Below are 25700 nucleotides of genomic sequence, written 5' to 3' on the forward strand. Positions count from 1 at the left end.
GTCGCCGCGCCCGACCTGCCCGGTGTTGATCGCCGCGCCGATGCCGGCCATCACCCCGCAGCCGAGGAGGCCCGCGACGGCCGGGGAGACGCCCGGGTCGACCTTGGTGCACTGGCCGGCGGCGACGAGGGTCTTCTCGGCGAAGGCGCCGATGCCGAGGGCCGGGGAGAGTTCCGTGCCGTCGAGGAGCGTCATCTTCTGCGTCGCGTTGTGGGTGTTGAAGCAGTACCACGGCCGCCCGCGCAGACAGGCCCGGCAACTTCCGCAGACCGCACGCCAGTTGAGGATCACGAAGTCGCCGGGGGCGAGATCGGTGACGTCGTCGCCGACCGACTCCACGACCCCGGCGGCCTCATGGCCGAGGAGGAAGGGGTAGTCGTCGTTGATCCCGCCCTGCTTGTAGTGCAGATCGGTGTGGCAGACACCGCACGCCTGGACCTTCACCACCGCCTCGCCGGGGCCGGGATCGGGGACGACGATCGTCTCGATCCGCACCGGCTCGTTCTTGCCGGGGGCGACGACCCCTCGCACCTGCTGCGCCATGGAACAACCCGCTTTCCTCGTACACCGCGAACGACTCTGTCCGGGACCTACTATCTCGCGTCGGAGGCGGTGGGGTGAGGGGGCGGGGGCAGGAGGCGGGAGCGGGCGGGAACGGGGACGACATACTTACCGCCGTCAGGCTTCAGTGGTGGTCAGGGAGGGGCAGGGAAACCGATGAGTGATCCGTACGTCGTGGTCGTGATGGGGGTGTCCGGCACGGGCAAGACCACGATCGGGCAGCTGCTCGCCGGGGCGCTGGACGTTCCGTACGCCGAGGGGGACGACTTCCACCCGCCGGAGAACATCGCCAAGATGTCGGCGGGCACCCCGCTGGACGACAACGACCGGTGGCCCTGGCTGGACGCCGTCGGGGCGTGGGCCGCCGGGCGGGCGGGGCAGGGCGGGGTGGTCGCCGCGTCCTCGCTCAAGCGCTCCTACCGGGACCGGCTGCGGGCCGCGGCCCCTGACCTGGTCTTCGTACATCTCGCCGGTGACCGGGCGCTGATCGAGAAGCGGATGGCCGCGCGCAAGGGGCACTTCATGCCGACCGCGCTGCTCGACTCCCAGTTCGCCACGCTCCAGCCGCTGGAGGACGACGAGGCGGGGGTGACGGTGGAGGTGACCGGGACACCGGAGGACATCGCCGGGCGGGCGGTGGAGGCGCTGCGGGGGCTGTGACCGGCGGGGGGCGGGACGGCCGGGGCGGGGCGGGCCGGCGCGGGCCGGGGCCGTAGGGGATCGGGTCCGTACGGGTATCGGGGTCGTACGAGATCAGAGCCGTACCGAGTCGGGGCCGTACGGCCGGTCAGGGCCGTACGGCCGGGCCCCCGGCCCCTCAGGAGTCCTCCTCCCGCCACTCCGAGTGCTCCCGCTTCGCCCACGCCCGCTCCACCGACCCCGTCCGCATCCCGCGCCGCGCCTCGGGATCCCCGTACGCCATGCCGATGTGCCCGAGGAGTACGACGCCGATGGCGAGGGCCAGCCAGTCGTGCAGGAAGGTGGCGCTCGTCCGCCACACCAGCGGGGCGAAGCCGGTGAACCACATCAGCAGGCCCGTACCGAGCATGACCAGCACCGCGCCCGCGATCCAGGCCGCGTAGATCTTCTGGCCCGCGTTGAACTTCCCGGCGGGGCGGGACTCGGGCCTGGCGTCACGCCGCCGTACCGCCCGCAGCCACTCCTTGTCGTGCGGGAAGAAGCGGTTCAGCCGGCCGAGGTCGGCGCGGAAGTGGCGGGAGGCGAGACCCACCAGCACGGGGACGGGGAGCAGGAGCCCCGACCACTCGTGCAGGGTGACGACGAGGTAGCGGCGGCCGACGAGTTCGGCGAGCTGGGGCACGTACAGACAGCCCGCCGTCGCCACGCACACCAGCATCAGGATGCCCGTGGTCCGGTGGACCCACCGCTCGGCCGGGCTGAACCGGCGCCGCAGCCGTCCGGTGCCCGCGGCCCCCTCCCCCGGCCCGCGCCCGCTCTCAGACGGTGGGGGTGTCGTCGCGTCCGTTGGACCGGCCGACCCAGCCGTCGACGTCATAGCCACGCTCCTCCCAGTAGCCGGGGCGGACGTCGGAGGTGACGGAGATCCCGGAGAGCCATTTCGCCGATTTGTAGAAGTACATCGGCGCCACGTAGAGCCGGACCGGGCCGCCGTGCGCGTGCCCGATCGGCTTGTCCTGCATCCTCAGCGCCACCAGGACGTCGGCGCGCCGCGCCTGCTGGAGCGTGAGGCTCTCGCTGTACGTCCCGTCGAAGCAGGTGAACCGGATCGCCCTGGCGTCCGGACGCACCCCGGCCGCGTCGAGGAGCTGCGAGACCTTGACCCCCTCGAAGGGGGTGTGCGGGACGCGCCAGCCGGTGACGCACTGCACGTCGCGCACGACCCGCGTCTGAGGCATCTTCCGCAGGGCGTCGAGCGTGTACGTGGCGGGCCGGTCGACCAGGCCGTCGATCTTCAGCCGGTAGTTCCCGGCGTCCTTGTGCGGTACGGAACCGGTCACCGAGTAGTAGCGGAACCCGCCGCCGTTGGGCAGCAGCCCCGTCAGGCCCGTCGGGTCCTGGCTGGACACCGCGCCCAGGAACGAGTCGAGCCCGCGCTGGAGATACGGGGCCGCGACGAGTCCCGCGGCGCCCAGGCCCAGGGTGGAGAGCAGAACGCGCCGCCCCACCGGTGTTCCGGCGGGCTCATTCTGTTGATGGTTCACGCATCGATTCGACCACCCGCGGTCCCCGGAAGCCAGGGACCGCGGGATTCCGTCAGACTTTCGTCAGACCTGGCCGGTGAAAGCCGTGGTCGGGAACACCGGGGTGAAGCCAGGGTGAAGAACGTCACGACTGCGCGGCCTTCTCCAACTGGAACGCCTCGTTCCCCAGGCCGATCCTCGCGTGCGTCTCGGGCCTGACCGAGCGCAGGACCGCTCCGTACACCAGACCCCCCACCAGCGTGAGGCCGACGATCCCCGGCAGGATCCAGCTCAGCGCGGAGTCGGGGCCGGCCCCGACCAGCAGGTCGAAGTCCTTGACCGTGTAGACGGCGACGGCGACGAGGGAGAGGCCGGCCAGGGCCGAGGCGACGAGGCGGGCGGCCTGCGCGCCCGCCGCGCCACGCCGTACGAAGAACGCGATCACGGCGAAGGAGGCCGCGGCCATCAGCAGGATGACGCCGAGCGCGCCGATGTTGGCCATCCAGGTGAAGAGCCGCAGGATCGGGGCGGTCGGGTCGCCGGCCGGCTTGTCGTCCGTGACGGCGAACGCCACCACCACGACCAGGGAGAACACGGACTGGAGGGCGGAACCGTAGGCGGGGGCCCCGCTGGACTTGCTGGTACGGCCGAAGGCGGCCGGCAGCAGTCCTTCGCGGCCCATCGCGAACGCGTAGCGGGCGACGACGTTGTGGAAGCTGAGCAGCGCGGCGAACATGCCGGTGACGAAGAGCACGTGGAGGACGTCGGTGAAGGTCGTGCCGAGGCGGTCCTCGGTGAGGCCGAAGATCAGGCCGGGCCCCTGCTCCCCCGCCGTCGCGACCACCGAGCCGGGCCCGGTGGCGACGGAGATCGCCCAGGCGCTGAGGGCGAGGAACAGCGCCGAGAGGCCGACGGCGAGGAACATCACGCGGCGGACGACGACGTTCGGGCGGCTGGTCTCCTCCGCGTACACCGGGGCCTGTTCGAAGCCGACGAAGGCCGCGATGCAGAAGCACAGCGCGGTGCCGAAGCCCGCGCTGGTGAGGGTGTCCGGGTTGAAGGCGTGCAGCGAGACGCCTTCCTTGCCCGGGTCGGCGACGAAGGCGATGTCGAAGATCACGACGAGCGCGACCTCGATGAGGATCAGGACGCCGAGGACCTTGGCGTTCAGGTCGATCTTCAGCCAGCCGAGCAGCCCGACGACCACGGCGGCGATCAGGGCGGGCACCCACCAGGCGACGGTCAGGTCGAGGTAGGTGGCGAAGAGCCCGGAGACCTCGAAGCCGAAGAGGCCGTAGATGCCGACCTGCATGGCGTTGTACGCGAGGAGGGCGACGAGCGAGGCGCTCGCGCCGGCGGTCGCGCCGAGCCCGCGGGCTATGTACGCGTAGAAGGCGCCGGCGTTGTGGACGTGGCGGCTCATCTCGGCGTACCCGAAGCTGAACAGGACGAGGACCACCCCGAGGATGACGTACAGCAGGGGCTGTCCGACGATCCCCACCACGCCGTAGACGGTGGGCATGACACCGGCGACGGTCATCAGGGGCGCGCTGGCGGCGAGCACGGACAGCAGGAGGCCCGCCGTGCCGAGGCGGTCCGCGCGCAGCGCGCGCTCCTGGCCCTTGAAGGTGCTGATCTCCCCCGTGCCGGAAGGCGTACCCGGGCCCTGGCCGGGCCGGGGTCCGGTGGTCGTGCCCGTGCTCGTGTGCGCGTTGGAGTTCCAGCCGGAACTCGTGCCCGTGCTCGAATTGCCCGTCGACATGACAGGGGTGTCCTTTCGGGGATCGCTGGTACGGATCGCGGCGCGTCGTTCAGACGGAGCCGAGCGCGGCGTTGCGCGCGGCGAGGAAGGCGTGGTGCGGGTCCCGGTCCGGGTAGGACCAGGGAGCTGGGGTGATGTGCGGGCCGATGCGGTGGAAGAGCGCGGCGGCCTCGGCGACGCGTCCGTCGTACCACTGGGCGTGGGCGAGGAAGTTGAGGTCGACGCGGTTGCGGGGGTGGTCCCCGCTCTCCCACTCCAGCCACCAGTCGAAGGCGCCCTTGAGCCCCTGGCGGGCCCGGCGGCCCGTCCAGTGGGCGGAGGCGGCCGGGTCGGCGGGCTCCACGCGGGCGGCGGCGAGGACGCGGTAGCGCTCGGCGTGCGCGACGACGGGCAGGACGGCGAGCGGCGAGTCCGCGGGGGCCTGTTCGGCCGCCCAGGCGGCGAAGTCGTACACCTCGTGGAGCGGGTCCTGGCCTGCCTCGGGGCGGCGTTCCGCGAGGCGGGCCGCCATCAGGTGGTGGGCGTGGTGGTGGTCGGGGTGGCGGGTCCGCACCTCCTCGAAGAGCTGCGAGGTCTCCTCGTCCGTACCGAGCGTGCGGGCGAGGAGCAGCAGGCCGAGCCAGGGGGTGGGGTCGGCGGGGGCGCGCCGGACGGCGTCACGGCAGGCGTCCACGGCGCGGTGTTCCGGCTCCTTGCCGCGCAGGGCGGCGAAGACGGTGGCGCAGGCGAGGAGGGTGGCCGCGTCGGGGCTCTCGGGTTCGGCGAGGAGCCAGTCGCGCGTCCAGGCGGCGGCGCCGGAGGCCTGGGCGAGGACGACGACGCGGTGGCCTCTGCGGTCCCAGTCGTCGCCGGTACGGGCGAGGAGGGAGCGGGTCTCGGACCACCGTCCCTGGGCCAACTGGTCGCGTACGGAGGCGAGTTCGGTGTCGTCCAGTGCGGGGTCGAAGGATTGGCCGGAACGTGAGCTACGTCTTCGGGCACGGCCGAGGGGTGGCGGAGGCGGGGACATCCGCGGAATTCCTCCAGGGCGCGTGGACGAGAAAGGACCGGGCACAGCAAATCGGTAGGTATGGCCTCCCGTCAAGCGGTATCTCGATGTAAGGCACAGTCATATTGCCCCGGCGCAGGCGTGGTTGCGCCTTCCGGGCAAAGGGCGCGGACCGTCTCCGTCCGCATAAGCCCAGATGGGACGCTTTTCGGCCAGGCGGGGAGCGTCGCGGACACGCCCTAGGGTGGCTCTCATGGAGAACCGAGAACCGCTGGCCCCTTTACTGCTCGCCTTCCCCGGGCCGGTACGTGACCGTCTGGTGGCGGCCGTGCTCGACGGGCGGAAGGTCTCGACGACGGGTCTGCTCGCCGAGTACGAGGCGGAGCGCGAGGAACTGCCCCCGGTCGGGGAGCGATCGGCCCTGATCGACTCGGCGGGCCGCGAGGTGGCGGTGGTGGAACTGACGGGGGTACGGGTGCTGCCGCTCGGCGCGGTCGACCTCCGGCTGGCCGTGGAGGAGGGCGAGGGGCACACCTCGGTGGCGGCCTGGCGGGCGGACCACGAGCGGTTCTGGCACGGCGAGGAGATGCGGGAGGCGCTGGGCGACCCCGGATTCACCGTCCACGACGGGACGTTGCTGGTGGTGGAGAGCTTCCGGGTGGTGGAGCGGCTGTGACCGGGGGGCTTCCTCCCGGACCGGGGCCTATGTTCCCTCCCGGTGAGCCCCCGTCAGCCCACCGCCGTCGCCTGTCGCCCCGCCGCCTCGGCCCACCGCCTCAGCCCACCGCCTTCGCCGCCGCCCGCCCGGCCGCGCGGCCCGAGAAGATGCAGCCGCCCAGGAACGTCCCCTCCAGCGAGCGGTAGCCGTGCATCCCGCCGCCGCCGAAGCCCGCCGCCTCCCCCGCCGCGTACACCCCGGGCAGCGGGTCGCCGCCCTCGGTCAGGACGCGGGACGACAGGTCGGTCTCCAGCCCGCCGAGGGACTTGCGGGTCAGGACGCGCAGCCGTACGGCTATCAGCGGCCCCGCCGCCGGGTCGAGCAGCGGATGCGGCGCGACCGTACGGATCAGCTTGTCGCCCAGGTATCTGCGCGCGCCCCGGACCGCCGTCACCTGCGCGTCCTTGCCGAACGGGTTCACCGTCGCCCGGTCCCGCGCGACGATCTCGCGCCGCAGCTCCGCCTCGTCGATCAGCGGCTCCTCGGTGAGCGCGTTCATCCCGCGTACGAGCGCGGACAGGTCCTTCTCCACGACGAAGTCGGCGCCCTTGTCCATGAACGCCTTCACCGGACCCGGCACGTCGGCGCGCGCCCGGCCGATGACGTCGCGGACCGACTTGCCCGTGAGGTCGGGGTTCTGCTCGGAGCCCGAGAGGGCGAACTCCTTGCCGATGATGCGCTGGTCGAGGACGAACCAGGTGTACTCGTAGCCGGTCCTCATGATGTGTTCCAGCGTCCCGAGCGTGTCGAAGCCGGGGAACAGCGGCCCCGGCAGGCGGCGGCCCCGGGCGTCCAGCCACAGCGAGGACGGCCCCGGGAGGATCCGGATCCCGTGCCGCGCCCACACCGGGTTCCAGTTCTCAATGCCCTCGGTGTAGTGCCACATCCGGTCGCGGTTGATGTGGTGGGCGCCCGCCGACTCCGCGATGCCGAGCATCAGCCCGTCCACGTGCGCGGGCACCCCGGAGAGCATGGTGCGCGGCGGGCGGCCGAGCCGCTCGGGCCACTGCGCGCGGACCAGGTCGGGGTTGCCGCCGATGCCGCCCGACGTGATGATCACGGCCTGTGCCCTGAGCTCGAACGCGCCGATGATCCGACGGGTGCTCGCCTCCCCGCGCGCGACATCACTCGGCGCCAGGACCTCCCCGGTCACGGTGTCCACCACCCCCGCCGTGTTGCCGAGCCCCGTCACCCGGTGCCGGAAGCGGAACTCCACCAGCCCCCGGTCGACGCCCTCGCGCACCCGCCGTGCGAACGGCTCGACCACGCCGGGTCCTGTGCCCCAGGTGACGTGGAAGCGCGGCACCGAGTTGCCGAGCCCCGCCGCGCCGTACCCGCCGCGCTCCGCCCAGGACGCGACGGGGAAGAACCGCATCCCCTGCCGGTGCAGCCACGCCCGCTTCTCGCCCGCCGCGAAGTCGACGTACGCCTCGGCCCACTTGCGCGGCCAGTGGTCCTCCGTACGGTCGAAGCCCGCCGTGCCCAGCCAGTCCTGGAGCGCCAGCTCCCGGCTGTCCCTGACCCGCAGGCGGCGCTGCTCGGGGGAGTTGACGAAGAAGAGCCCGCCGAAGGACCAGTGGGCCTGGCCGCCGAGCGACTGCTCGGGCTCCTGGTCCAGTACGAGGACGGAGCGGCCCGCGTCGACGAGTTCGGCGGTGGCGACCAGGCCGGCCAGGCCCGCCCCGATCACGATCACATCAGCGTCGTACGCCATGGGCTTCCATCCTTCGCGGATCCGTCACGGTGCGGGTGGGTGAGCGAATGGTCCGATCTTCCGTACGCGCGAGTAACGAGTCAACCGTCTCAGGCGCATTGATCGGCGGGCCCGCAGGCCCGGCCGAGGGGCTGCTTGGATGGGGACATGGGAGCAGCGGACGAGATCCTGGACGTCGTGGACGAGAACGACCGTGTGGTGGGGCAGGCCCCGCGCGGTGAGGTGTACGCGAAGAGGCTGCGTCACCGGTGTGTGTTCGTCCTCGCGCGGGACGCGGAGGACCGGGTGTTCGTGCACCGCAGGACGGCGGAGAAGCTGGTCTTCCCCTCGCTGTACGACATGTTCGTGGGCGGCGTGCTCGGCGCGGGCGAGACGTACGACGAGGCGGCGCTGCGGGAGGCCGAGGAGGAGCTGGGGGTCTCGGGGCTGCCGCGCCCCGTACCGCTGTTCCCGTACCTCTACGAGTCCGCCGACAGCGGCCAGAGCTGGTGGTCGTACGTGTACGAGGTGCGCTGCGTGCTGCCGGTGCGGCCGCAGGTGGAGGAGGTGGCGTGGCACGCGTTCCTCCCGGAGGAGGAGTTGGAGCGGCGGCTGCTGCCGGGTGGGTGGGAGTGGGTGCCGGACGGGCTCGCGGCGTACGAGCGGCTCCGCGCGCGCCGCGCGTAGGGCATGTCGCGCGTAGGGCATGTCGGACGCGCCGCGTGCAGGGCACGTCGGACGCGGGGCACGCGGGACGTCGGACACATAGGGCACGTAAGGTGCGGACTGTGATCGACTTCGTGCGGAGCCTGCGGCTGTGGTTCGCGCCCCAGCGTCTCGGCGACGAGGGCGAGACGCCCGACTACCGCTTCACGCTGGCCAACGAGCGCACGTTCCTGGCCTGGCTCCGTACCGCGCTGGCGCTGGTGGGCGGCGGGTTCGCGGTGGACCAGTTCCTGCCGGACCTGCGGTGGGGTGTACGGGTCGGGCTGGCGGTGGCGCTGCTCGCGGCCGGGGCGCTGTGCGCGCTCCAGGCGGTCGACCACTGGGTGCGCTGCGAGCGGGCGATGCGGCGCGGGCAGGCGCTGCCCGTCTCGCGCTTCCCGACCGTGCTGAGTCTGGTGGTGGCGGTGGTCGCGGTGGTGATGGTGGTGGTGGTCGCGCTGGGCGGGGGCCGTTGATGGCGACCCAGGACCAGGGCGACGACCGGGCCAGGGATCCGGGGCTCCAGCCGGAGCGGACCGGGCTGGCCTGGCGGCGTACGACGCTGGCCTGCACGGTGGTCGCGGTGCTGGCGGCACGGCAGGCGGTCCACCATGGCGGTACTACGACAGGGGCGGTCGGCATCGCCCTGACCGTCGTGGTGTGGCTGGGCTTCGTGGCACTCACGCACCGCCGGCTGATCGCACTGACCGCGGCGGAACCCCGCCCGCTGTCCCGCCCGGCGGCGGTCGCGGCGGCGGGCTGCACACTGCTGCTGGCGGGGCTCGCGGTGGCCGTCATGGCATGACCGCCGCAAGGGCCGGCACCGCTCCCTCGCGGGGCCAGCCGTGCCGCAAAATTATTGACCGAACGGTTCAGATACGGTTACGGTCTTCGACGTGGCCAGGACCAAGGAATTCGATCCGGACGCCGCGCTGCAGTCGGCCCTTGAGCTGTTCTGGCGGCGTGGCTACGAAGCGACGTCGGTGACGGATCTCGTCGAGCACCTCGGCGTCGGCCGCGCCAGCATCTACGCGACCTTCGGCAGCAAGCATGAGCTGTATCTGAAGGCCATGGACCGGTACGCCGAGATGCGCGACCCGCTCCTCCTGGCCGAGCTGTCCCAGCCGGGCCCCGCACTGCCCGCGGTGCGGGCGATCGTGCGCCGCTTCGCCGCGGAAGCCGCCTCCCCGGAAGGGCGGTTGAACGGCTGCTTCGTCACCAACACCGCGGCCGAACTGGCCCCGCACGACCCTGCGGCGGCCCGCCGGGTCGAGATCAGCTGGGAGCACCTCGAGACCCCGCTGCACTCCGCGCTCGTACGGGCCCAGGCCCAGGGCGAGCTTCCCGAGGACCGCGATCCGCGCGCGCTGGCCCGCATGCTGCTCGTCCTGCTGCAGGGCGTACGGATCGTCGGCAAGGCGTCGAACGATCCCGCCCGGGTGCGGGACGCGGCCGAGCAGGCACTGGCCCTGCTGGACTGAATCACACCCACCGGAGCCGCAGGGCTTCCTTTCGCGCGCCCAAATAATGAACCGATCGGTCAAATATCAGGGGGGGGAAGCGTGACCGCCACGGGCACCGCCCGCGTCACCGCCGTGCAGCACCGATGGGCCTTCGTCCTCCTCGGCAGTGTCCAGACCACGCTGATCTTCACGCTCGCCGCGATCGCCGTACCGCTGCCCCGCATCGGGCGCGAATTCGACCTGAAGCGCGCTGACTTGATCCTGCTCAGCGCCGCCTACGGACTGACCTTCGCCGGGTTGCTGCTCTTCGGCGGACGCCTCGCCGACCGCTACGGCGGGCGGCGCGCCCTCACCGCGGGCCTTGTCCTCTTCGCCGCCGCCTCGGCCGCCGCCCCATTCGCCTCCGGCATCGGGGCACTGCTCGCGGCGCGCTTCGCGCAGGGCGCGGGCGCGGCCCTCGTCGCGCCGGCCGCCATGGCCGTGCTGCGCGGCGTCTTCCCCTCCCCCACCGCGTACGGCAGGGTGATGGCCACCTGGGGCGGGCTCTCGGTGCTCGGCGCGACTGCGGGCAATCTGCTCTCCGGCGTCATTTCCGCGCTGCTTTCGTGGCGTTGGACCTTCGCCGTACCGCTCGTGGTGGCGATCGCGGCCCTCGCCCTCACGCCCCGGCTGCTGCCGGACACCGCACCGAACGGGGGCAGGACTCTCGACCTGCCGGGTGCTCTGCTCGCCACCGCCGGGATCACCTTCGCCAGTTACGGGCTTGTCGTCACCGACGCCCGGCCCTGGTCGTCGGCCGGCGTGCTCGTGCCGCTGCTCGGCGGGACCGCGCTGCTGGCCGCGTTCTGGTACGCCGAGCGCCGGGCCCGCGACCCGCTGCTGCCACCCCGCTTCCTGCTCGACCGGCGGCGGGCCCTCGCCCTCACGGCCATCGCACTGAGCGCCTGCGGGACCGCAATGACGTTCGTGGTTTTCTCACTCCACCTCCAACAGGCGCGCGACTGGTCCCAGTTGCGGACCTCGGCCGCCTTCGTGCCGTTCGCCGTCGCACTGATCGCCTCGGGCCGGGCGGCAGGACCGCTCATCGGCCGGTACGGGGCCGGAGCCGTCACGGCCGCCGGGCTGGGCACGGGTGCGGCCGGGCTCGCCCTCCTCGCGGTCACCGGGCTCGATGCGCACACGTCGTACGCGTACGGACTGCTGCCGGGCCTTGTGCTGCTGCCGGCCGGCACCGCGGCCGCCTTCGCCGGGGCCGCCGTGCTCGCCACCGAAGGTGTGCCGCAGGAGCAGACCGGGCTCGCGGGTGGCGTGCTGAACACCGCGATGGAATGTGGCCCGACCGTGCTCTTCGCCGTCCTGCTCACACTCGGCAGCGACGCCCGGTCCCTGGCCGTGACGGGGGCCGCCCTCGCCGTCGTCGCCCTCCTGAACCACCGCGTCAAGTAATCCCTCACTCAAGGAAGTCACCGAAATGAACCGCTTCACGGGCAAGACCGTCCTCGTCACCGGCGCGGGCTCCGGCCTCGGCCGCGCGATCGCGATCGCCTTCGCCGCCGAGGGCGCGTCCGTGGTCGCCGCGGGACGCACCGCGGCCTCCCTGGACGAGACGGTCGGCCTCGTCGAGGCCATCGGCGGCACGGCCGCCGCCGTCACCGCCGATGTCACCGACTCCGGACGCGTCCGGAACCTCGTACGCGAGAGTGTCACCCGCTTCGGCGGACTGGACATCGCGGTCAACAACGCCGGGATACTCCGCGCGACCGTACCCGTCGGCGAGGTGAGCGAGGAGGACTGGGACGCGGTGCTGCGGACCAATGTCACCGGCGTCTGGCTGGCCATGAAGCACGAGATCGCGCACATGAAGGAGAACGGCGGCGGCGCCATCATCAATATCTCCTCCAACCTGGGCGCACACCTGCGGATCCCGAACATGGCCGCGTACATCACCTCGAAGGCAGCGGTCTCCGCGCTGACCCGTGCCGCCGCTCTCGACCACGTCCACCAGGGCATCCGCGTCAACGCGGTCAGCCCCGGCGTCTCCGCCGCTCCCATGTCGCTGCGGCCCGGCGAGACCGGGGCCGACCGCGCCGAGCGGGTGAAGACGGAGAACCCGCTCGGCCGGGTCGCGGAGGCCGAAGAAGTGGCGGCCGCGGTGCTCTACCTCGCCTCGCCCGCGGCCGGCGCGGTCGTCGGCGCCGACCTGGTCATCGACAGTGGATCGTCGGCCTGACGGTTCGTAGGCTGGGATGCCGTCTTCCTCAGGTTGAGGGGGACGGCGCAGCCGAACTGGTCGAGCTGGATTACGGCCCGGCGGGCGGCACGTTCGGGATCGCGTTGGGCAACGTCGTCTCCCCTCGGGCTCCGGGTAGACCCGGAGCCCGAGTGTCAGGCCGGGGCTGCGGCAGCCTCACCCTGCGGGGCACGCGGGCCGGGCGCTGTGCGGCCTCGCGCCGATGGCCGGCGGCTCCTCACTCTCCCGCGTCGGCGGAATGCAGTTGGAAGTCGACGACGACGCAACCGACCCGTCCGTCATCGGTGCGGCCGATCCAGACGGGGTAGGCCCCGTCGCCCCGGCCGGCACGGAAGGCGATGAGGTTCGGTTCGGGTTCCGTGCCGGGCAGTTCCACGCTGAAACAGCTGTCGCTGCCGAGGGGTACGAAGAGATCCTCGTCCAGCTGGTCTTCGAGCACCGTCCGCGTCGCATCCATGAAAGCCGCTGTGCCGGTATCCACGCCAACCCCGTAGAACTGGCCCTCGCCGAGCAGCCCCAGGTCCTCGTCAGGCCGGAGGGCCATTTCCCACTCGCGGGGCGGGATGTCCAGGAACGTCACCCTGGCTGCGGCGACACCGGCCCTGTGTGTCGTGCGCAACAGCGACAGCGTGACCGGAAACTCGCCCGAGGGCACGGCGACGGTTCGCGGGTCTCTGATCCAGCCGGGGTCCGAGACCGCCAGCCGCCCTGACGTGATGCGCAGCAGGCCGGCGTCAACGGGCTCGACGACGGCCGGCCCCTCCGGGGTCTCGCACGGACCCTGACGAAACAGTTGCTCGATTCCGGTGGCGCGCAGCGGTCCGGACCCTTCATCCACCGACACGTCGTTCAGGACCACGGTCGTGGCGGGCTCGTGGTTCTGCTGGGCCAGGAACGGCGCGAACACCTGCCAGTCGCCGAATTCCGGTACGGGACAGAGGAAGCTTTCGACGGGCGCCGCGAACCGCCGCACCGGGACGCTCGACGGGCCGGTTGTTCGAGCGTGCGGTGAGTCCGTCGACGCTCCCCTCGGCCCGGCGAACTCGGACTTGACCTCGACCTCCCCGTCGGCCGAGACGGTCGTGGTCTCCTGAACATCCCACTTCGAGGACGAGTACTCCTGCTCATTGGAGAACTGCCATCGGGTGTTCCAGCGAGCCACCAACATCCCCGTGTCGTGCGGCTTGAGGTCGATCATCTGCGTGCACCAGGACCTGTCGTCGAACAGATACACACGCCACATACCGCGCGGCCATCTTTCGACCAGTGCCAGCGGTTGCTTCCGCGCGGACAGCAGAACCGCGTAATCCATCCCGGCAGCATGCTTGCGTGCCGCGAGCGCCCGTGACATCGGGTCCGGATGGGTCGTTCCCCGATAGGAGCCCCACATCTCGCCGTACGACACATCAAGACCGTCGAAGATCACAGCCGCACCTCTCCCCCCGTGGCACCGGCCACGCCCAAGCAGTGGCGCTCGACGGTGACGCCTGCCGCAACGCCCTGCCCTTCCGAAGCTTCGTTGTGCCGCCAGTCTGCCACCGGGGTGTGACACAGGGTTTGTGGGAGGCTCGCGACCTACGCCCTGACCGCGACCAGCACCGTCACCGGCTTTCACCGCCACCTGCGTCTACGGCGTCCCGGCCGAGGTAGGTGGCGACGGCATCATCACCGAAGGACGCGGTGAGTGCCCGTGCGATCAGCTCGGGCAGCCGGCGGCGGTGCAGTCGGCGGCGGTGCAGTCGGCGCGCTGGGCGGCGGCGAATCGGGCGAGGGCTTCGCGGAGGGTCGCGGAGGTCGAGGGGAAGATCCCGCGAGCCCCTCCGTCGTGGTCGGGACGAGCACAGGCCCTGCTACCCGCGCCTGTGGTGAAGTTCGTGCCTCAACCGCGCTCCGGTTCTCGCGCTGTCCGGCGGGCGCACGGCGAGACCCCCAGGCCTGGCAGCTCCTGGCGTCACATGCCTCTCGTCGGAGGGGTGTTGGTCACCAGCGCGGGATCGTCGGGGTCTTCCAGCCCGGGTCCGCCTCGCGCATCGCCGCCGCGTCGTCGCGCTCCCGCATCCTGCCGTCGTCGTCCAGCCACCGCCGGTGCAGGGCGGCGAGCTTCTCGCGGTCCAGTTCCACCCCGAGGCCCGGTGCGTCCGAGACGTCGAGCCGGCCGTTCCGGAAAGTGTGCCGGGTGGTGATGACGTCCTCGGTCTGCCACGGGTAGTGGCTGTCGCAGGCGTAGTCCAGGTTCGGGACGGTCGCCGCCACGTGGGTCATCGCGGCCAGGCTGATCCCGAGGTGGGTGTTGGAGTGCATCGACAGGCCGACGCCGAACGTGCGGCAGACGGCGGCGAGTTCGCGCGTCCGGTGCAGTCCGCCCCAGTAGTGGTGGTCGGAGAGCACGACCTGTACGGCGTCCGAGGCGAAGGCCCCGGCGATCTCGGGGACGGTCGTGACGCACATGTTGGTGGCCAGCGGCACGGACGTGCCCGCCGACACCTGGGCCATCAGGTCCGTGCCGCTCGCCGGGTCCTCCAGGTATTCGAGGACGTCCGCCAGCTGCTCGGCGACGTACAGCGAAGTCGGTACGGACCAGGCACCGTTGGGGTCCAGTCGCAGCGGCTGCCCGGGGAACGCCTCCGCGAGTGCCCGGACGGCCGCGATCTCCTGCTCGGGCTCGAACACCCCGCCCTTGAGCTTGAACGACGAGAAGCCGTAGTCACGGGCGAAGCGCCGGGCCTGGGCGACCACACCCGCCGGGTCGAGGGCCGCGTCCCAGTCGTCCTCGGCGCCGCCGCCCGGGTGCTCCGCCCAGCGGTAGAAGAGGTACGCGCTGTACTCGACGGACTCGCGCACCTTGCCGCCGAGCAGCGCGTGCACGGGCAGGCCCAGCGTCCTGCCGAGGGCGTCCAGACAGGCGACCTCGAAGCCCGAGACGACGGAGAGGCGGAGCTTGTCGGCGGTCTGCACCCCGCGCAGGCCGCCCGCGTCCACCCGCGCGTCCGTGGTGTCCGGGTCGCCGCACACCTCGTCTGCCAGGGCGAAGAGCCCGTTCACGTCGCTGACCGAACGGCCCGGGAGCGCCCGTGCCAGCGGCTCCGCCAGCTCCAGATACTTGCCGTCGCCGTACGTCTCGCCGATCCCCGTGATGCCACCGCGCGTGACGACCTCCACGATGAGCCGGGGGGTGTAGGGCTGGTGGACGCCCTGTGTGTTCAGCAGCGGTGGGTCGGCGATGAGGATGGGGGTGAGCCGGACCTCGTCGATGAGCAGCGCGGTGTTCATACGTGAACTCTATTCAGAGGTGAGACCGGGGGCTAGGGGCGGGGACGGTGGCATCCGTCTCTCCGCCAGGCCCTCGGCCCGTCTTGCCGCCCGTCTTGCCGCCCACCTCACCGCCCTTCTCTCCGACCGCCCCTCCGTCCGCTCTTCCGCCCGCCCTTCCTGGTCTTTCCCGGTTTTTCACGTGACCCGTGGTGGACTGCATACCGACTGGTCGGCATCATGGTGGCTCACGACGGTACGCCCGCCGTCGTGAGCCACGGAGGTAGGCACGATGAGCCCAGTCCCGCCAGGACTCGACCCGGAGAAGCTGCGCGCCCACCTGGACCGCGCGCGACCCGGGCTGGTGAGCGGACCTCTCGACGCGCGCCTGATCGAGGGCGGCCGGTCCAATCTCACCTACACCGTCACGGACGGGACGGGCAGCTGGGTGGTCCGCAGGCCCCCGCTCGGTCATGTCCTGGCCACCGCGCACGACATGAAGCGGGAGTACCGCGTGATCAGCGCGCTGCACCCGACGAACGTGCCGGTCCCGGAACCCCTGCTGTTCTGCGCGGACGAGTCCGTCCTCGGCGCCCCCTTCTACGTCATGGAGCACGTGGCGGGCACGCCGTACCGTACGACCGAACAGCTCGCCCCGCTCGGGCCGGCGCGCACCCGCGCCGCGGTCCTCTCCCTGGTGGACACCCTGGTCGACCTGCACGCCGTCGACCCCGAGACCGTCGGCCTGGGGGACTTCGGGCGGCCCGAGGGCTTCCTCGACCGGCAACTGCGGCGCTGGGCCAAGCAGTTGGCGGCCTCCCGGGGCCGGGACCTGGCGGGCATCGACGAACTCCAGGCCGCCCTCGGCCGCGCGCTGCCCCACTCCCCGCAACCCACCGTGATCCACGGCGACTTCCGGCTCGACAACGTCCTGATCGGCGAAGGCGACCGGATCAACGCCGTCCTCGACTGGGAGATGTCCACACTCGGCGATCCGCTGACGGACCTGGGCCTGCTGGTGATGTACAGCGCGCGCCTGGAGGTGACCGGCTCGCCCATCAGCACGACGGCGGGCGCGGCCGGGCACCCGGAGCCGGCCGAGCTGGTCGCGCGGTACGCCGCGCGCTCCGGCCGGGACACCGGCGCGATCGCCTGGTACACGGCGTTCGCGTGGTTCAAGCTCGCCGTGATCCTGGAGGGCATCCACTACCGCTACACCCTCGGACAGACCGTCGGACCCGGTTTCGACCGGATCGGCACGCTCGTCCCCGTCTTCATCCGGCACGGCCTCACCACCCTCCAGGAAGGCTGAGTACCCCATGGACTTCGCATTCGACACCCGTACGGAAGAGCTGCGCGAGCGGCTGCTCGCCTTCATGGACGCCTACGTCTACCCGGCCGAGGACGTCGCCCGGGAGCAGCGGGAGCGGCTGGCGAGCCCCTGGGACACGCCGGCGGTGGTGGGCGAGCTGAAGGCGGAGGCGCGCCGGCAGGGGCTGTGGAACCTCTTCCTGCCGGACGGGGAGCACGGCGCGGGCCACGGCGCGGGGCTGACCAACCTCCAGTACGCGCCGCTCGCGGAGATCACCGGGCGTTCGCCGAATCTGGCGCCGACCGCGCTCAACTGCGCGGCGCCGGACACCGGGAACATGGAGGTGCTCGCGCAGTTCGGTTCGGAACGGCAGAAGAAGCAGTGGCTGGAGCCGCTGCTGGCGGGCGAGATCCGCTCCGCGTTCGCGATGACGGAGCCCGAGGTGGCCTCCTCGGACGCGACGAACGTACGGACGAGCATCGAGCGGGACGGGGACGAGTACGTAGTCACGGGCCGTAAGTGGTACATCTCCGGGGCGATGAACCCGGACTGCGCGGTCTTCATCGTCATGGGCAAGACCGACCCGGACGGCGCGGACGTCCGCCGCCAGCAGTCGATGATTCTCGTCCCGCGCGACACGCCCGGGGTCGAGGTGCGGCGGGCGATGCGGGTGTACGGGTACGAGGACCACGGGCACGGCGGCCATGCCGAGGTCGTCTTCGACCACGCGCGGGTGCCCGCGTGGCACTTGATCGGCGAGGAGGGCGGCGGGTTCGCGATCGCGCAGGCGCGGTTGGGGCCCGGGCGGATCCACCACTGCATGCGGCTGATCGGCATGGCGGAGCGGGCGATCGAGCTGATGTGCCGGCGGGCGGTGTCCCGTACCGCGTTCGGGCGTCCGCTCGCCGAGCAGGGGGTGGTGCGGAACTGGATCGCGGACGCGCGGGTGACGGTGGAGCAGCTGCGGCTGCTGGTGCTGAAGACGGCGTGGCTGATGGACACGGTGGGGAACCGGGGGGCGCACACGGAGATCCAGGCGATCAAGATCGCGACGCCGCGGGCGGTGGTGGACATCCTGGACCGGGCGGTGCAGTTGTACGGGGCGGGTGGGGTGAGTCAGGACTTTCCGCTGGCGGAGCTTTGGGCGGGGGCGCGGACGTTGCGGCTGGCGGATGGGCCGGATGAGGTGCATCAGCGGTCGTTGGCGCGGCGGGAGCTGTCGCGGTACGCGTGACGTTGCCCTGGCGGCCGTGCTTTTGTCCTCAATCGCCGGACGGGCTTGGTTTTGCCCGCTGCGGACCGGTGGCCTGGGTGCGGGTTGTTGCCGGGGGCCGGGCAGGGGTCGTGTCCTGCACTGCATGTTTTACGTCGCGTTCGGGACCTTGTCTTGTTCGGGTGCGCCACGCGACACAAAACACGCTTTACGTTCCGGACACGACCCCTGCCCGTCCCCCTTCCAGGCCCGCGTACAGGACAACCCCCGACCCGCCCCGGCCTTGGACGGCGACGGGGGCACCCTCCAGCTTGTCCGGCGTTTGAGGACATCTTTGACCCGCACCCGGCAACGGTGCAGAGGCCAAATTCAAGCCCGTCCGGCGATTGAGGACATCCTTGAGCCGCGCTCGGCGACGGGCGGAGGCCAAAATCAAGCCCGTCCGGCGATTGAGGACAAGCAGGCAACGGGCCATGCGTCAACCGTGGGTTGACGGGCGCGGGGGTGTCAACCTAGGGTTGACGCATGGTGAATCCCACTCAGGTCAAAAATCCCGTCCGCCTCGACGACCTCATCGACGCGATCAAGAACGTCCACGGCAACGCCCTCGAACAGCTACAGAGCGCCGTCGTCGCCGCCGACCACCTCGGTGACGTCGCCGACCACCTCATCGGCCACTTCGTCGACCAGGCCCGCCGCTCCGGTGCCTCGTGGACCGAGATCGGCGCGTCCATGGGCGTCACCCGGCAGGCCGTCCAGAAGCGGTTCGTGACGAAGGACGAGCCGGCGCCCAACGTCAACCAGGACTTCAGCAGGTTCACGCCCCGCGCCAGGAACGTCGTCGTCGCGTCCCAGAACGAGGCCCGCGAACGCGGGCACACCCAGATCGGCACCGGGCATCTCGTGCTCGGCCTGCTCGACGACCCCCAGGGCCTCGCCGCCCAGGTGCTCGTCGCGCGGGGCGTGGAGCTGGAGACCGTCCGGGCGGCCGCGGCCGGGGCGTTGCCGGAGCCCTCCGGGGAGCCCGTGCCCGACCTCGTCCCCTTCGACGCCGGGGCCAAGAAGGCCCTGGAGCTCACCTTCCGCGAGGCACTCCGGCTGGGCCACAGCTACGTCGGCACGGAACACGTGTTGCTGGCCCTGCTGGAGCAGGAGAACGGCGCGGGTGTCCTCAGCGGGCTCGGCCTGGACAAGGCGAGCACCGAGGAGCAGGTGTCGGCGGCGATCACGGCGATCCGGGAGAAGCTCCAGGACTAGCCGACCCGCCTTACGGGCGCAGCGCCCGCAGGAGGAGGTCCGCCAGGTGGTCCGCGACCTGTTGCGGGGTGAGCGGGCCGTCCGGGCGGTACCACGTCGACAGGTGGTGAACCGAGCCGAAGTGGTAGTCCACCACCAGATCCGCCGGCGTGGCCGTGGAGAAGACCCCGCTCCGCTGTCCCTCCTCCACCAGCGCGCGGAAGCGCTCGTGGTAGCGGCGCCGCTCGACCCGGACCTCCTTGTTCTTCTCCGGGCTCAGGTGATGCATCGAGCGGAAGAAGATCGCCGCGTCGTCCAGATTGTCGATCGTTGTTACCACTACGTCGGCCGCTGCCGCTCGGAGACGGTGTTCCACCGGCTCGTCCGCGTCGGCGAAAGCGTCGAGGCGTTCCTGCTGGAGGCGCAGGACGCGGGCGTAGACCTCCTGGAGGAGATCCTCCTTGGAGCCGAAGTAGTGGTAGAGCGCGCCCTTGGTGACGCCCGCCCCCTCCACGATCTCCTGGACGGACGTCCGGTCGTACCCCTGCTCCGCGAAGAGCCGGGTGGCGGCGGCCAGCAGCCGCTGGGGTACGGGAGCCGCCCCCTCCTCCGTGGTCCTGGCCATGCGCCGCCACCTGCCTCTCGTTCCGTACCGCACATCTGTACGCATATCTGTGCCACGTGTTCGGGCCGCACTCCGGACACACACCGGGCCTGACTGAGACCCATCTCACCCTGAGGATGAACGCAATTCCCGCCTGAGGATCTTCCCACTCGCCGTCTTGGGCAGCTCCTCCAGGATCTCGACCTCGCGGGGGTACTTGTACGCGGCGAGCCGCTCCGCGCAGTACGCGCCCAGCTCCCCGGGCTCCGCCGACGCGCCGGGGCGCAGGCTGACGTACGCCTTGACGCTTTCGCCCCGGTACGCGTCGGGGACGCCGACCACGGCCGCCTCGCGCACGGCGGGGTGGGTGTACAGCACGTCCTCGACCTCGCGCGGCCAGACCTTGAACCCCGACGCGTTGATCATGTCCTTCTTGCGGTCGACGACGTACAGCCAGCCCTCCCGGTCCATGAATCCGATGTCGCCGGTGCGCAGTTCCCCGCCGGGGAAGGTCGCCCCGGTCGCCTCGGGCAGCCGCCAGTAGCCGGGGACGACCTGCGGTCCGCTCACGGCGATCTCGCCCTGCTCGCCGAACGGCACGTCCTCGCCCGCCTCGTCCACGATCCGTACCACCGTGTCCGGTCCCGGCACGCCGACGGAGAGGGTGCCGGAGGCCGGGTCGACCGGTGCCTCGCGGTGGGGCGGTACGGCGGCGCAGGGGGCGGTGCACTCGGTGAGCCCGTAGCCGTTGCGCAGGTACGGGCCGAAGCCCGCGCGGAACTTCTCCACCAGCGCGGGCGGCAGCGGCGCCCCGCCCGACGAGATCACCTGGAAGGAGTCGAAGTGGCCCGGGGTCGCGCCGGGGTGGGCGGCGAGCGCCATGAACGCGGTGGACGGGCCGACGGTGTACGCGGGGCGGTGTTCGGCGAAGGCGTCGAGCACCACGCCGGGGTGGAAGCGGTACGCGAGCGCGAGGGTGCCCGCGTTGGTGAAGCAGGCGGCCAGCTGGCAGACCATGCCGGTGATGTGGAAGAGCGGCGCGAGCGCGAAGTAGCAGGCGCCCGGCGCGAGCGGGTGGCCCGCGCGCTGGCGTTCGGCGTTGACCATGATGTTGGCGTGGGTGTTCATGGCGCCCTTGGGCCGGCCGCTCGTCCCCGAGGTGTAGCTGATCAGGGCCACGTCCCCGGCGGCGGGACCGCGTTCGGCGGGCAGCGGGAGGCCCCGGCGGGCGACGGCGAGCAGGTCGTCGGTGTCGGCGGGCACGGGCAGCCGGTCGAAGGCGAGGACGCGCGGGTCGTCGCGGGTCTGGAGGTCGCGTTCGCAGGTGGTGAGGACGATCCGGACGGAGGAGGCGGCGACCGTGTCGCGCAGGAACGCCTCCCAGGAGCGGTCCGCGCAGACCAGCGCGGTCACCTCGGCGTCCGCCAGGACATGGCCGACCTCGGCCGACTTGTACATCGGGTTGACGGGGACGACGGTCGCGCCGGCCTTCCACGCGCCGAGCAGCGCGAGGACGAACTGCGGGCTGTTCTGGAGCATGATCGCGACCCGGTCGCCGCGCCGCAGCCCCCGGGCGGCGAGGTGGCCGGCCACGGAGTCGGAGAGCGCGTCCGTCGTGCGGTAGTCGAGCCTGCCGTCGAAGTAGGCGAGCGCGGTGTGTTCCGGGGTACGGGCCACGGCGGCGCGCAGCGCGTGCACCACGGAGTCCGGCGGGTGCACGGGGGCGCGCTGGGCCTCGGTGAGCAGGTGGAGCCAGGGTTTGGCCGCGTAGCCGGACGCCGTCATTCCGCCCCCTCTTCCCACGCGCGCTGGACGCGGTTCATCCCGCGCAGCCAGCGGTCGGGATCGCCGGCGCGCGCCTGGGCGTAGCCCGCGACCTCGGGGTGCGGGAGGACCAGGAAGCGGTCCTCGGCCATGGCGGTGAACAGGGCGTCGGCGACCGCTTCCGGCTCGACCGCGCTGGGCGCGAGCACCAGTTCGCCGGCGCTCCCGGCGGCGGTGAGCATGTCCGTACGGACGCCCTGCGGGCAGATGGCGTGGACCTTGAGGCCGCGGTGCCGGTAGGTGAGGGAGAGCCATTCCGCGTAGGCGAGCGCCGCGTGTTTGGTGACGCTGTACGGCGCCGCGCCGATCATGGTGAGCAGTCCGGCGGCCGAGACGGTCGAGACGAACCGGCCGCTGCCGCGCTCCAGCCAGTCGGGCAGCAGGGCGCGGCCCGCCCGGACGTGCGCCATGACGTTGACGTCCCAGGCGTCCGCCCATATGTCGTCCCCGGCGAGCCCGTCGCCGGCCGAGCCGAGGCCCGCGTTGGCGCAGTAGATGTCGACGGTCCCGCCGAGGGCCTCGCGGGCCGCCTCCACGATCCGGGACGCGTCGCCGGGGACGGCGAGGGCGCCGATGCCGTCGGCGACCGCGGTGGCCTTGTCCGCGTCGAGGTCGTTGACGACGACCTTCGCCCCTCCGGCGGCGAATCTGCGGGCGAGGGCGGCGCCGATCCCGCCGCCGGCTCCCGTGACCACCACGCGCGCACCCTGCACCGAACTCATGGGACCTGCCTTCCGGGCCTTCCGGCCATCCTGCCGTGGGGCGGTGCCGACCTCTGCGCCGACCTCAGCAGACTAACCAGTCGGTATGTGCGGGGGAAGGGTGGGCGGACGACGACGTGCCGGACAGGCCGTGGTGCGGCCTGTCCGGCGTGCGCGCGCGTCGGTCAGCGGTGCGAGGGGAACTCCACCACCTGCTGGTACGTCGGCCTGTTCTGCCAGCTGATCGTGGGATGGGTGATCCCGCCCAGCGCCCGGTGGATGATCGCGTCCGAGCACCACTGGTCGCCCGCGCCGCAGCTGTCGTCCCCCGGGTACACCTGGGCGGCGGGCACCGCCACGGCGGCCTTGAGGGTGGTCAGCAGGGTGTCGCGGCAGGTGCTCAGCGTTCCGTTCCCGCAATACGTACGGGGTGAGGGAGTCTGCACCGGGTCGCCGAGGACCTGCCTCAGGTCCTTGTCGACATATCCCCACCAGCCGTACTGGAAGGCGGATCCCCCGTGTGCGCCCGTCGGCCCGTGGGACGCGGCCGGTGACTCGTCGACGGGCAGCGAGGCGGTGAGAGCGCCGTACAACTCGTCACCGAGGCCCGGCTCGAACTCCGCCTCGACGAGCCGGGGCCACCACGCGTCCATGATCCGCACAGCCGCCGCATGGGTGTACGTGTGCGACCCCTGCGAGGTCTCCCGGCGCTCGGACCCGGCGGCCCGCCACGCGTCGAGCTGCTGCACGGCGGTGTTCAGCTGGGGATCGGTGACGGCGGCGGACCTGATCACCTTGAGGAGTTCGGGCAGCACCTGTTCCCCGCGCAGGTCGGTCAGCGCGGCGTCGGCCATCGCCCGGGTGAGCGAGGCGCGGGTGACTCCCCCGGTCGCGACCAGCTTCTTGACCCGGCCGTCGAGCAGGTCGCCCCGGTGGACGGCGCCGAAGCCGAAGGCGGCCGTGTTGTAGTCCTTTGCCTGCCGGTTGTTCCACGAGATGTAGTAGTCCTGCCCGGTGGACCGCGGATGCTCGGCGGGCGGGGTGTACGCGGCCGTGTTGAAGCCGGGGTCGTAGTCCTGCCATTCGTACGCGGGCTCGGCCCTGACGGGCAGCGCGGCGTCCACGCCGGCCGCGCGGACCGGGTTCAGGCCGCTGTTGTAGAAGGCGGCGGTGCGGGAGTCCGCGTAGAACCAGTTGAAGGCGTAGCCGATGTGCTGCGCGGCCTCCTGGAAGGACGCCGCGTCCGTCGTCTGCGCGGGGTCGTTCAGCATCTGGAAGCCGATGATCGAGTCGGCCTCGTGGCGGTAGGTGGTGCGCAGGGAGGTGTACGCGACGGGCTTGCCGTCGATGGTGGCGCGGTGCGTGACCAGGCCGTACTTCGTCCGCCAGACCTGGAGCCGGTACGAGCCCGCGGCCGTCGAGTCGGCCACCGAGGGCTTCCAGGAGTTGACGCGCTCCATCTTCTCCATCGGGGTGCAGACGGAGCGGTAGAGGTAGTGGGCGGAGGCCTTGGTGGCCGGGGAGCCGTCCGGCTCGCACAGTTCGATCGCGTACGTGTCGGTGATGTCCTGGGCCGCCGAGGTGGCGCTCCACGCGTAGTCCTGGCCGCGGCCCATCTGCACGTACATCCCGACCCCGGCGAAGGCGACGCCCCGCGCGCTGATGCCGGGGCCCTGGAGCTCCTGGAGCATCATGAGCTGTGGCGCGAAATAGCCGGTTTGCGGGCCGAACACGGCGACGGGATTGCCGCTCGCGGTGTGCGCGCCGGAGACCAGCAGGGCGTTGGACATCCCGCGTTTCGGGTCGAGCGAGCCGGGCGGCACCACCCCGTCGTCGAAGATGCCCTGCGCGGGCCTGAGCTTCTTCGGGGCGTTCACGGGGGCCTTGGCGCGGGTGACGGCCGAGCCGGTCCTGTCGTACACGAGCGGTTCGTTCTGGACGGAGCCGCGGTCGGGCAGGGCCGTGCCGCGCGGCTGCGCGGGTTTCCGCGCGTACGGGAAGCTCTCGCCCTCGTGGAGGGTGAGGACGGCCTCGGGGTCGTCGCGCTGCCGGAAGGACTCCCAGATCTCGGTGCCCTCGGCCACGCCGTACTTCTGCTGGGAGGCGAGGAGGGAGAGCGCGGCCTGGACCTCGCCGCCGCCTCCGCCGCCGAACTGGCCGCCGACGACCGACGCGATGGAGATCAGGTCGGTGATCCTGAAGGGCTGGATCTCGCCGACGTTGGTGATCGAGTCGATCTTCCCGGTGAGGACGTACTCGCCGGGGAAGTAACGGCCGTCCTTGGACTTCTGCCGGTAGGCGTTGATGCCGTCGACGTACGCCTGCGCGTCGGCCATGGCCAGCTCGCCGCGCTCGCCCCCGGTGGTCCTGATGCGGTCGACCTGGGCCTGGAGGTCGGCTTCCGTGTACGGGGCCGAGGGCCAGAACTGCTGCTCCAGGCCCTGGTTGGCGAGGGCGCCGCCGGCGAAGGAGGTCAGCTCGCCCCGGCCGATGTGCCGGAAGAGGTCCATCATCCAGAGCCGGTCCTGGCCCGCCGCGAAACCGGCGCCGAACTCGGTGCCGTAACGGGTGGTGCCCTTGATGTGGGGCACGCCGGTCTGCTTGTCGCGGGTGATCGTGACGTCCGGGCGCGGAGTGGTGACGGACTCGACCTGGTTCGCCGGGACGCCGAAGGAGGCGTCGTTGAAGAACGTGGTGAGGGTGGAGTCGGTGAGGGTGTTGCGGCCGGCGACCAGCGCGTCGTACCGGGCCAGCTGGTCGGAGCTGTGGGCGGGGTGGGTGCCGAACAGGATGTTGCCGAGGATGTCGGCGAGGGTCGCGTTCCCGTTCTCGCCGGGCGGCAGGATGTCGTCGCACTGGCTCGCGCAGTGGTCCGCCACCGGGACGGCGGCGCGGAGGGATTCGGGGTCGGCCGCGGCGGCCCGGGACGGTGGGGAGAGCAGGGCGGCGCCGAGCGCGAACACCGCGGCGGCGGCGAGGGCGGTCGTGGAGAGGGTCCGGGCGGGGAGAGTCCCGCCGGGGAGGGTCCTGGTGGTCCTTCGGGCTGTTCTGGCGCTCGTGAGTCTTCCGGTGCGTCGTCGCATGAGGGCTCCTCGGAGAGGCCGATGCGCCGGACGTTACTGCCGGTAGGACCCATCAGTAAGATGAACACCAGTCACCTTTTCCCGGCCGCGGATAAGAGTTTTCTGTGAATCCGCCTCGAACATTGCTCGATAGAAGGCGTTATGGGAGTTTCGTTCCAGCCAGTTGTTTTTTGAT

23 protein-coding genes are annotated in these 25700 nt (G+C 71.7%); 11 read left to right on the forward strand and 12 right to left on the reverse strand.

Features of this window, described 5'->3' with window-relative positions:
- The coding region (locus GT042_RS09815; RefSeq protein WP_161308320.1) for an alcohol dehydrogenase catalytic domain-containing protein at positions 1 to 543 on the reverse strand (543 nt) is incomplete at its 3' end.
- 174 nt (positions 544 to 717) lie between these two features.
- On the opposite strand from GT042_RS09815, the gene GT042_RS09820 reads away from it, so the two are divergent.
- Positions 718 to 1221, forward strand: coding sequence for a gluconokinase (locus tag GT042_RS09820; RefSeq protein WP_161308321.1), 504 nt, complete (start codon positions 718 to 720; stop codon positions 1219 to 1221).
- Between the two features lie 157 nt (positions 1222 to 1378).
- Here the strand turns inward: GT042_RS09820 and GT042_RS09825 are convergent, their stop codons facing one another.
- The 4 genes from GT042_RS09825 to GT042_RS09840 all read right to left on the reverse strand — a co-directional run bounded on the left by GT042_RS09825 (position 1379) and on the right by GT042_RS09840 (position 5494).
- Positions 1379 to 2077, reverse strand: a complete 699-nt coding sequence (locus GT042_RS09825; protein WP_161308322.1) for a cytochrome b/b6 domain-containing protein — start codon at positions 2075 to 2077, stop codon at positions 1379 to 1381.
- On the reverse strand, positions 2019 to 2744 hold the full coding sequence (locus GT042_RS09830; protein ID WP_161308323.1) for a molybdopterin-dependent oxidoreductase: 726 nt from the start codon (positions 2742 to 2744) through the stop codon (positions 2019 to 2021). The genes GT042_RS09825 and GT042_RS09830 overlap by 59 nt, the downstream gene beginning before the upstream one ends.
- Positions 2745 to 2868: 124 nt before the next feature.
- Entirely contained in the window at positions 2869 to 4485 is a 1617-nt protein-coding gene (locus GT042_RS09835) for an APC family permease (protein WP_161308324.1), read from the reverse strand.
- 49 nt (positions 4486 to 4534) lie between these two features.
- Positions 4535 to 5494, reverse strand: coding sequence for a hypothetical protein (locus tag GT042_RS09840; protein WP_161308325.1), 960 nt, complete (start codon positions 5492 to 5494; stop codon positions 4535 to 4537).
- A gap of 232 nt (positions 5495 to 5726) precedes the next feature.
- Here GT042_RS09840 and GT042_RS09845 point away from each other — a divergent pair, with 232 nt between their 5' ends.
- Complete coding sequence (locus GT042_RS09845; RefSeq protein ID WP_161308326.1) at positions 5727 to 6149, forward strand: ASCH domain-containing protein; 423 nt, start codon at positions 5727 to 5729, stop codon at positions 6147 to 6149.
- A gap of 100 nt (positions 6150 to 6249) precedes the next feature.
- On the opposite strand, the gene GT042_RS09850 is transcribed toward GT042_RS09845, so the two are convergent.
- A complete protein-coding gene (locus tag GT042_RS09850; protein ID WP_161308327.1) occupies positions 6250 to 7905 on the reverse strand; it encodes an FAD-binding dehydrogenase in 1656 nt (551 codons plus the stop codon).
- Positions 7906 to 8052: 147 nt separating this feature from the next.
- Between GT042_RS09850 and GT042_RS09855 the strand changes: the two genes are divergently transcribed.
- The 6 genes from GT042_RS09855 to GT042_RS09880 all read left to right on the forward strand — a co-directional run bounded on the left by GT042_RS09855 (position 8053) and on the right by GT042_RS09880 (position 12282).
- Entirely contained in the window at positions 8053 to 8571 is a 519-nt protein-coding gene (locus GT042_RS09855) for an NUDIX domain-containing protein (protein WP_161308328.1), read from the forward strand.
- 101 nt (positions 8572 to 8672) lie between these two features.
- A complete protein-coding gene (locus GT042_RS09860; protein ID WP_161308329.1) occupies positions 8673 to 9065 on the forward strand; it encodes a DUF202 domain-containing protein in 393 nt (130 codons plus the stop codon).
- Positions 9065 to 9394, forward strand: coding sequence for a DUF202 domain-containing protein (locus GT042_RS09865; protein ID WP_161308330.1), 330 nt, complete (start codon positions 9065 to 9067; stop codon positions 9392 to 9394). Before GT042_RS09860 ends, GT042_RS09865 begins: the two co-directional genes overlap by 1 nt.
- 91 nt (positions 9395 to 9485) lie before the next feature.
- A complete protein-coding gene (locus tag GT042_RS09870) occupies positions 9486 to 10070 on the forward strand; it encodes a TetR/AcrR family transcriptional regulator (RefSeq protein WP_161308331.1) in 585 nt (194 codons plus the stop codon).
- An 81-nt stretch (positions 10071 to 10151) separates the two neighbouring features.
- Positions 10152 to 11498, forward strand: a complete 1347-nt coding sequence (locus GT042_RS09875; protein ID WP_161308332.1) for an MFS transporter — start codon at positions 10152 to 10154, stop codon at positions 11496 to 11498.
- 25 nt (positions 11499 to 11523) lie between these two features.
- A complete protein-coding gene (locus tag GT042_RS09880) occupies positions 11524 to 12282 on the forward strand; it encodes an SDR family oxidoreductase (RefSeq protein WP_161308333.1) in 759 nt (252 codons plus the stop codon).
- Positions 12283 to 12520: 238 nt separating this feature from the next.
- On the opposite strand, the gene GT042_RS09885 is transcribed toward GT042_RS09880, so the two are convergent.
- A complete protein-coding gene (locus GT042_RS09885; RefSeq protein ID WP_161308334.1) occupies positions 12521 to 13729 on the reverse strand; it encodes a DUF4241 domain-containing protein in 1209 nt (402 codons plus the stop codon).
- Between the two features lie 554 nt (positions 13730 to 14283).
- Positions 14284 to 15573, reverse strand: a complete 1290-nt coding sequence (locus tag GT042_RS09890) for a glucarate dehydratase family protein (RefSeq protein ID WP_161308335.1) — start codon at positions 15571 to 15573, stop codon at positions 14284 to 14286.
- Between the two features lie 271 nt (positions 15574 to 15844).
- Here GT042_RS09890 and GT042_RS09895 point away from each other — a divergent pair, with 271 nt between their 5' ends.
- From GT042_RS09895 to GT042_RS09905, 3 genes are all read left to right on the forward strand, one after another.
- Positions 15845 to 16864, forward strand: coding sequence for a phosphotransferase family protein (locus tag GT042_RS09895; protein WP_161308336.1), 1020 nt, complete (start codon positions 15845 to 15847; stop codon positions 16862 to 16864).
- Positions 16865 to 16871: 7 nt separating this feature from the next.
- The gene (locus tag GT042_RS09900; protein WP_161308337.1) at positions 16872 to 18098 is read left to right on the forward strand and encodes an acyl-CoA dehydrogenase family protein; all 1227 of its coding nucleotides are present in this window, start codon (positions 16872 to 16874) and stop codon (positions 18096 to 18098) included.
- A gap of 504 nt (positions 18099 to 18602) precedes the next feature.
- Entirely contained in the window at positions 18603 to 19334 is a 732-nt protein-coding gene (locus GT042_RS09905; RefSeq protein ID WP_161308338.1) for a Clp protease N-terminal domain-containing protein, read from the forward strand.
- 10 nt (positions 19335 to 19344) lie between these two features.
- Here the strand turns inward: GT042_RS09905 and GT042_RS09910 are convergent, their stop codons facing one another.
- The 4 genes from GT042_RS09910 to GT042_RS09925 form a co-directional block, all read right to left on the reverse strand.
- Complete coding sequence (locus GT042_RS09910; RefSeq protein ID WP_161308339.1) at positions 19345 to 19938, reverse strand: TetR/AcrR family transcriptional regulator; 594 nt, start codon at positions 19936 to 19938, stop codon at positions 19345 to 19347.
- Between the two features lie 105 nt (positions 19939 to 20043).
- Entirely contained in the window at positions 20044 to 21702 is a 1659-nt protein-coding gene (locus tag GT042_RS09915; protein ID WP_161308340.1) for an AMP-binding protein, read from the reverse strand.
- Positions 21699 to 22463, reverse strand: a complete 765-nt coding sequence (locus GT042_RS09920; RefSeq protein WP_161308341.1) for an SDR family oxidoreductase — start codon at positions 22461 to 22463, stop codon at positions 21699 to 21701. Before GT042_RS09920 ends, GT042_RS09915 begins: the two co-directional genes overlap by 4 nt.
- Before the next feature lie 164 nt (positions 22464 to 22627).
- On the reverse strand, positions 22628 to 25525 hold the full coding sequence (locus tag GT042_RS09925; protein WP_161308342.1) for a penicillin acylase family protein: 2898 nt from the start codon (positions 25523 to 25525) through the stop codon (positions 22628 to 22630).
- Positions 25526 to 25700 lie beyond the last annotated feature (175 nt).

Source organism: Streptomyces sp. SID3212, assembly GCF_009865405.1.
Taxonomy (GTDB): domain Bacteria; phylum Actinomycetota; class Actinomycetes; order Streptomycetales; family Streptomycetaceae; genus Streptomyces.

What these genes read in the sequence shown, in the direction of transcription:
- GT042_RS09915 (WP_161308340.1), bottom strand. Translation starts at nt 21,702, where the DNA reads ATGACGGCGTCCGGCTACGCGGCCAAACCCTGGCTCCACCTGCTCACC.
- GT042_RS09920 (WP_161308341.1), bottom strand. Translation starts at nt 22,463, where the DNA reads ATGAGTTCGGTGCAGGGTGCGCGCGTGGTGGTCACGGGAGCCGGCGGC.
- GT042_RS09820 (WP_161308321.1), top strand. Translation starts at nt 718, where the DNA reads ATGAGTGATCCGTACGTCGTGGTCGTGATGGGGGTGTCCGGCACGGGC.
- GT042_RS09900 (WP_161308337.1), top strand. Translation starts at nt 16,872, where the DNA reads ATGGACTTCGCATTCGACACCCGTACGGAAGAGCTGCGCGAGCGGCTG.
- GT042_RS09845 (WP_161308326.1), top strand. Translation starts at nt 5,727, where the DNA reads ATGGAGAACCGAGAACCGCTGGCCCCTTTACTGCTCGCCTTCCCCGGG.
- GT042_RS09835 (WP_161308324.1), bottom strand. Translation starts at nt 4,485, where the DNA reads ATGTCGACGGGCAATTCGAGCACGGGCACGAGTTCCGGCTGGAACTCC.
- GT042_RS09840 (WP_161308325.1), bottom strand. Translation starts at nt 5,494, where the DNA reads ATGTCCCCGCCTCCGCCACCCCTCGGCCGTGCCCGAAGACGTAGCTCA.
- GT042_RS09850 (WP_161308327.1), bottom strand. Translation starts at nt 7,905, where the DNA reads ATGGCGTACGACGCTGATGTGATCGTGATCGGGGCGGGCCTGGCCGGC.
- GT042_RS09880 (WP_161308333.1), top strand. Translation starts at nt 11,524, where the DNA reads ATGAACCGCTTCACGGGCAAGACCGTCCTCGTCACCGGCGCGGGCTCC.
- GT042_RS09895 (WP_161308336.1), top strand. Translation starts at nt 15,845, where the DNA reads ATGAGCCCAGTCCCGCCAGGACTCGACCCGGAGAAGCTGCGCGCCCAC.
- GT042_RS09855 (WP_161308328.1), top strand. Translation starts at nt 8,053, where the DNA reads ATGGGAGCAGCGGACGAGATCCTGGACGTCGTGGACGAGAACGACCGT.
- GT042_RS09910 (WP_161308339.1), bottom strand. Translation starts at nt 19,938, where the DNA reads ATGGCCAGGACCACGGAGGAGGGGGCGGCTCCCGTACCCCAGCGGCTG.
- GT042_RS09825 (WP_161308322.1), bottom strand. Translation starts at nt 2,077, where the DNA reads ATGACGTCGACGGCTGGGTCGGCCGGTCCAACGGACGCGACGACACCC.
- GT042_RS09925 (WP_161308342.1), bottom strand. Translation starts at nt 25,525, where the DNA reads ATGCGACGACGCACCGGAAGACTCACGAGCGCCAGAACAGCCCGAAGG.
- GT042_RS09905 (WP_161308338.1), top strand. Translation starts at nt 18,603, where the DNA reads ATGGTGAATCCCACTCAGGTCAAAAATCCCGTCCGCCTCGACGACCTC.
- GT042_RS09865 (WP_161308330.1), top strand. Translation starts at nt 9,065, where the DNA reads ATGGCGACCCAGGACCAGGGCGACGACCGGGCCAGGGATCCGGGGCTC.
- GT042_RS09890 (WP_161308335.1), bottom strand. Translation starts at nt 15,573, where the DNA reads ATGAACACCGCGCTGCTCATCGACGAGGTCCGGCTCACCCCCATCCTC.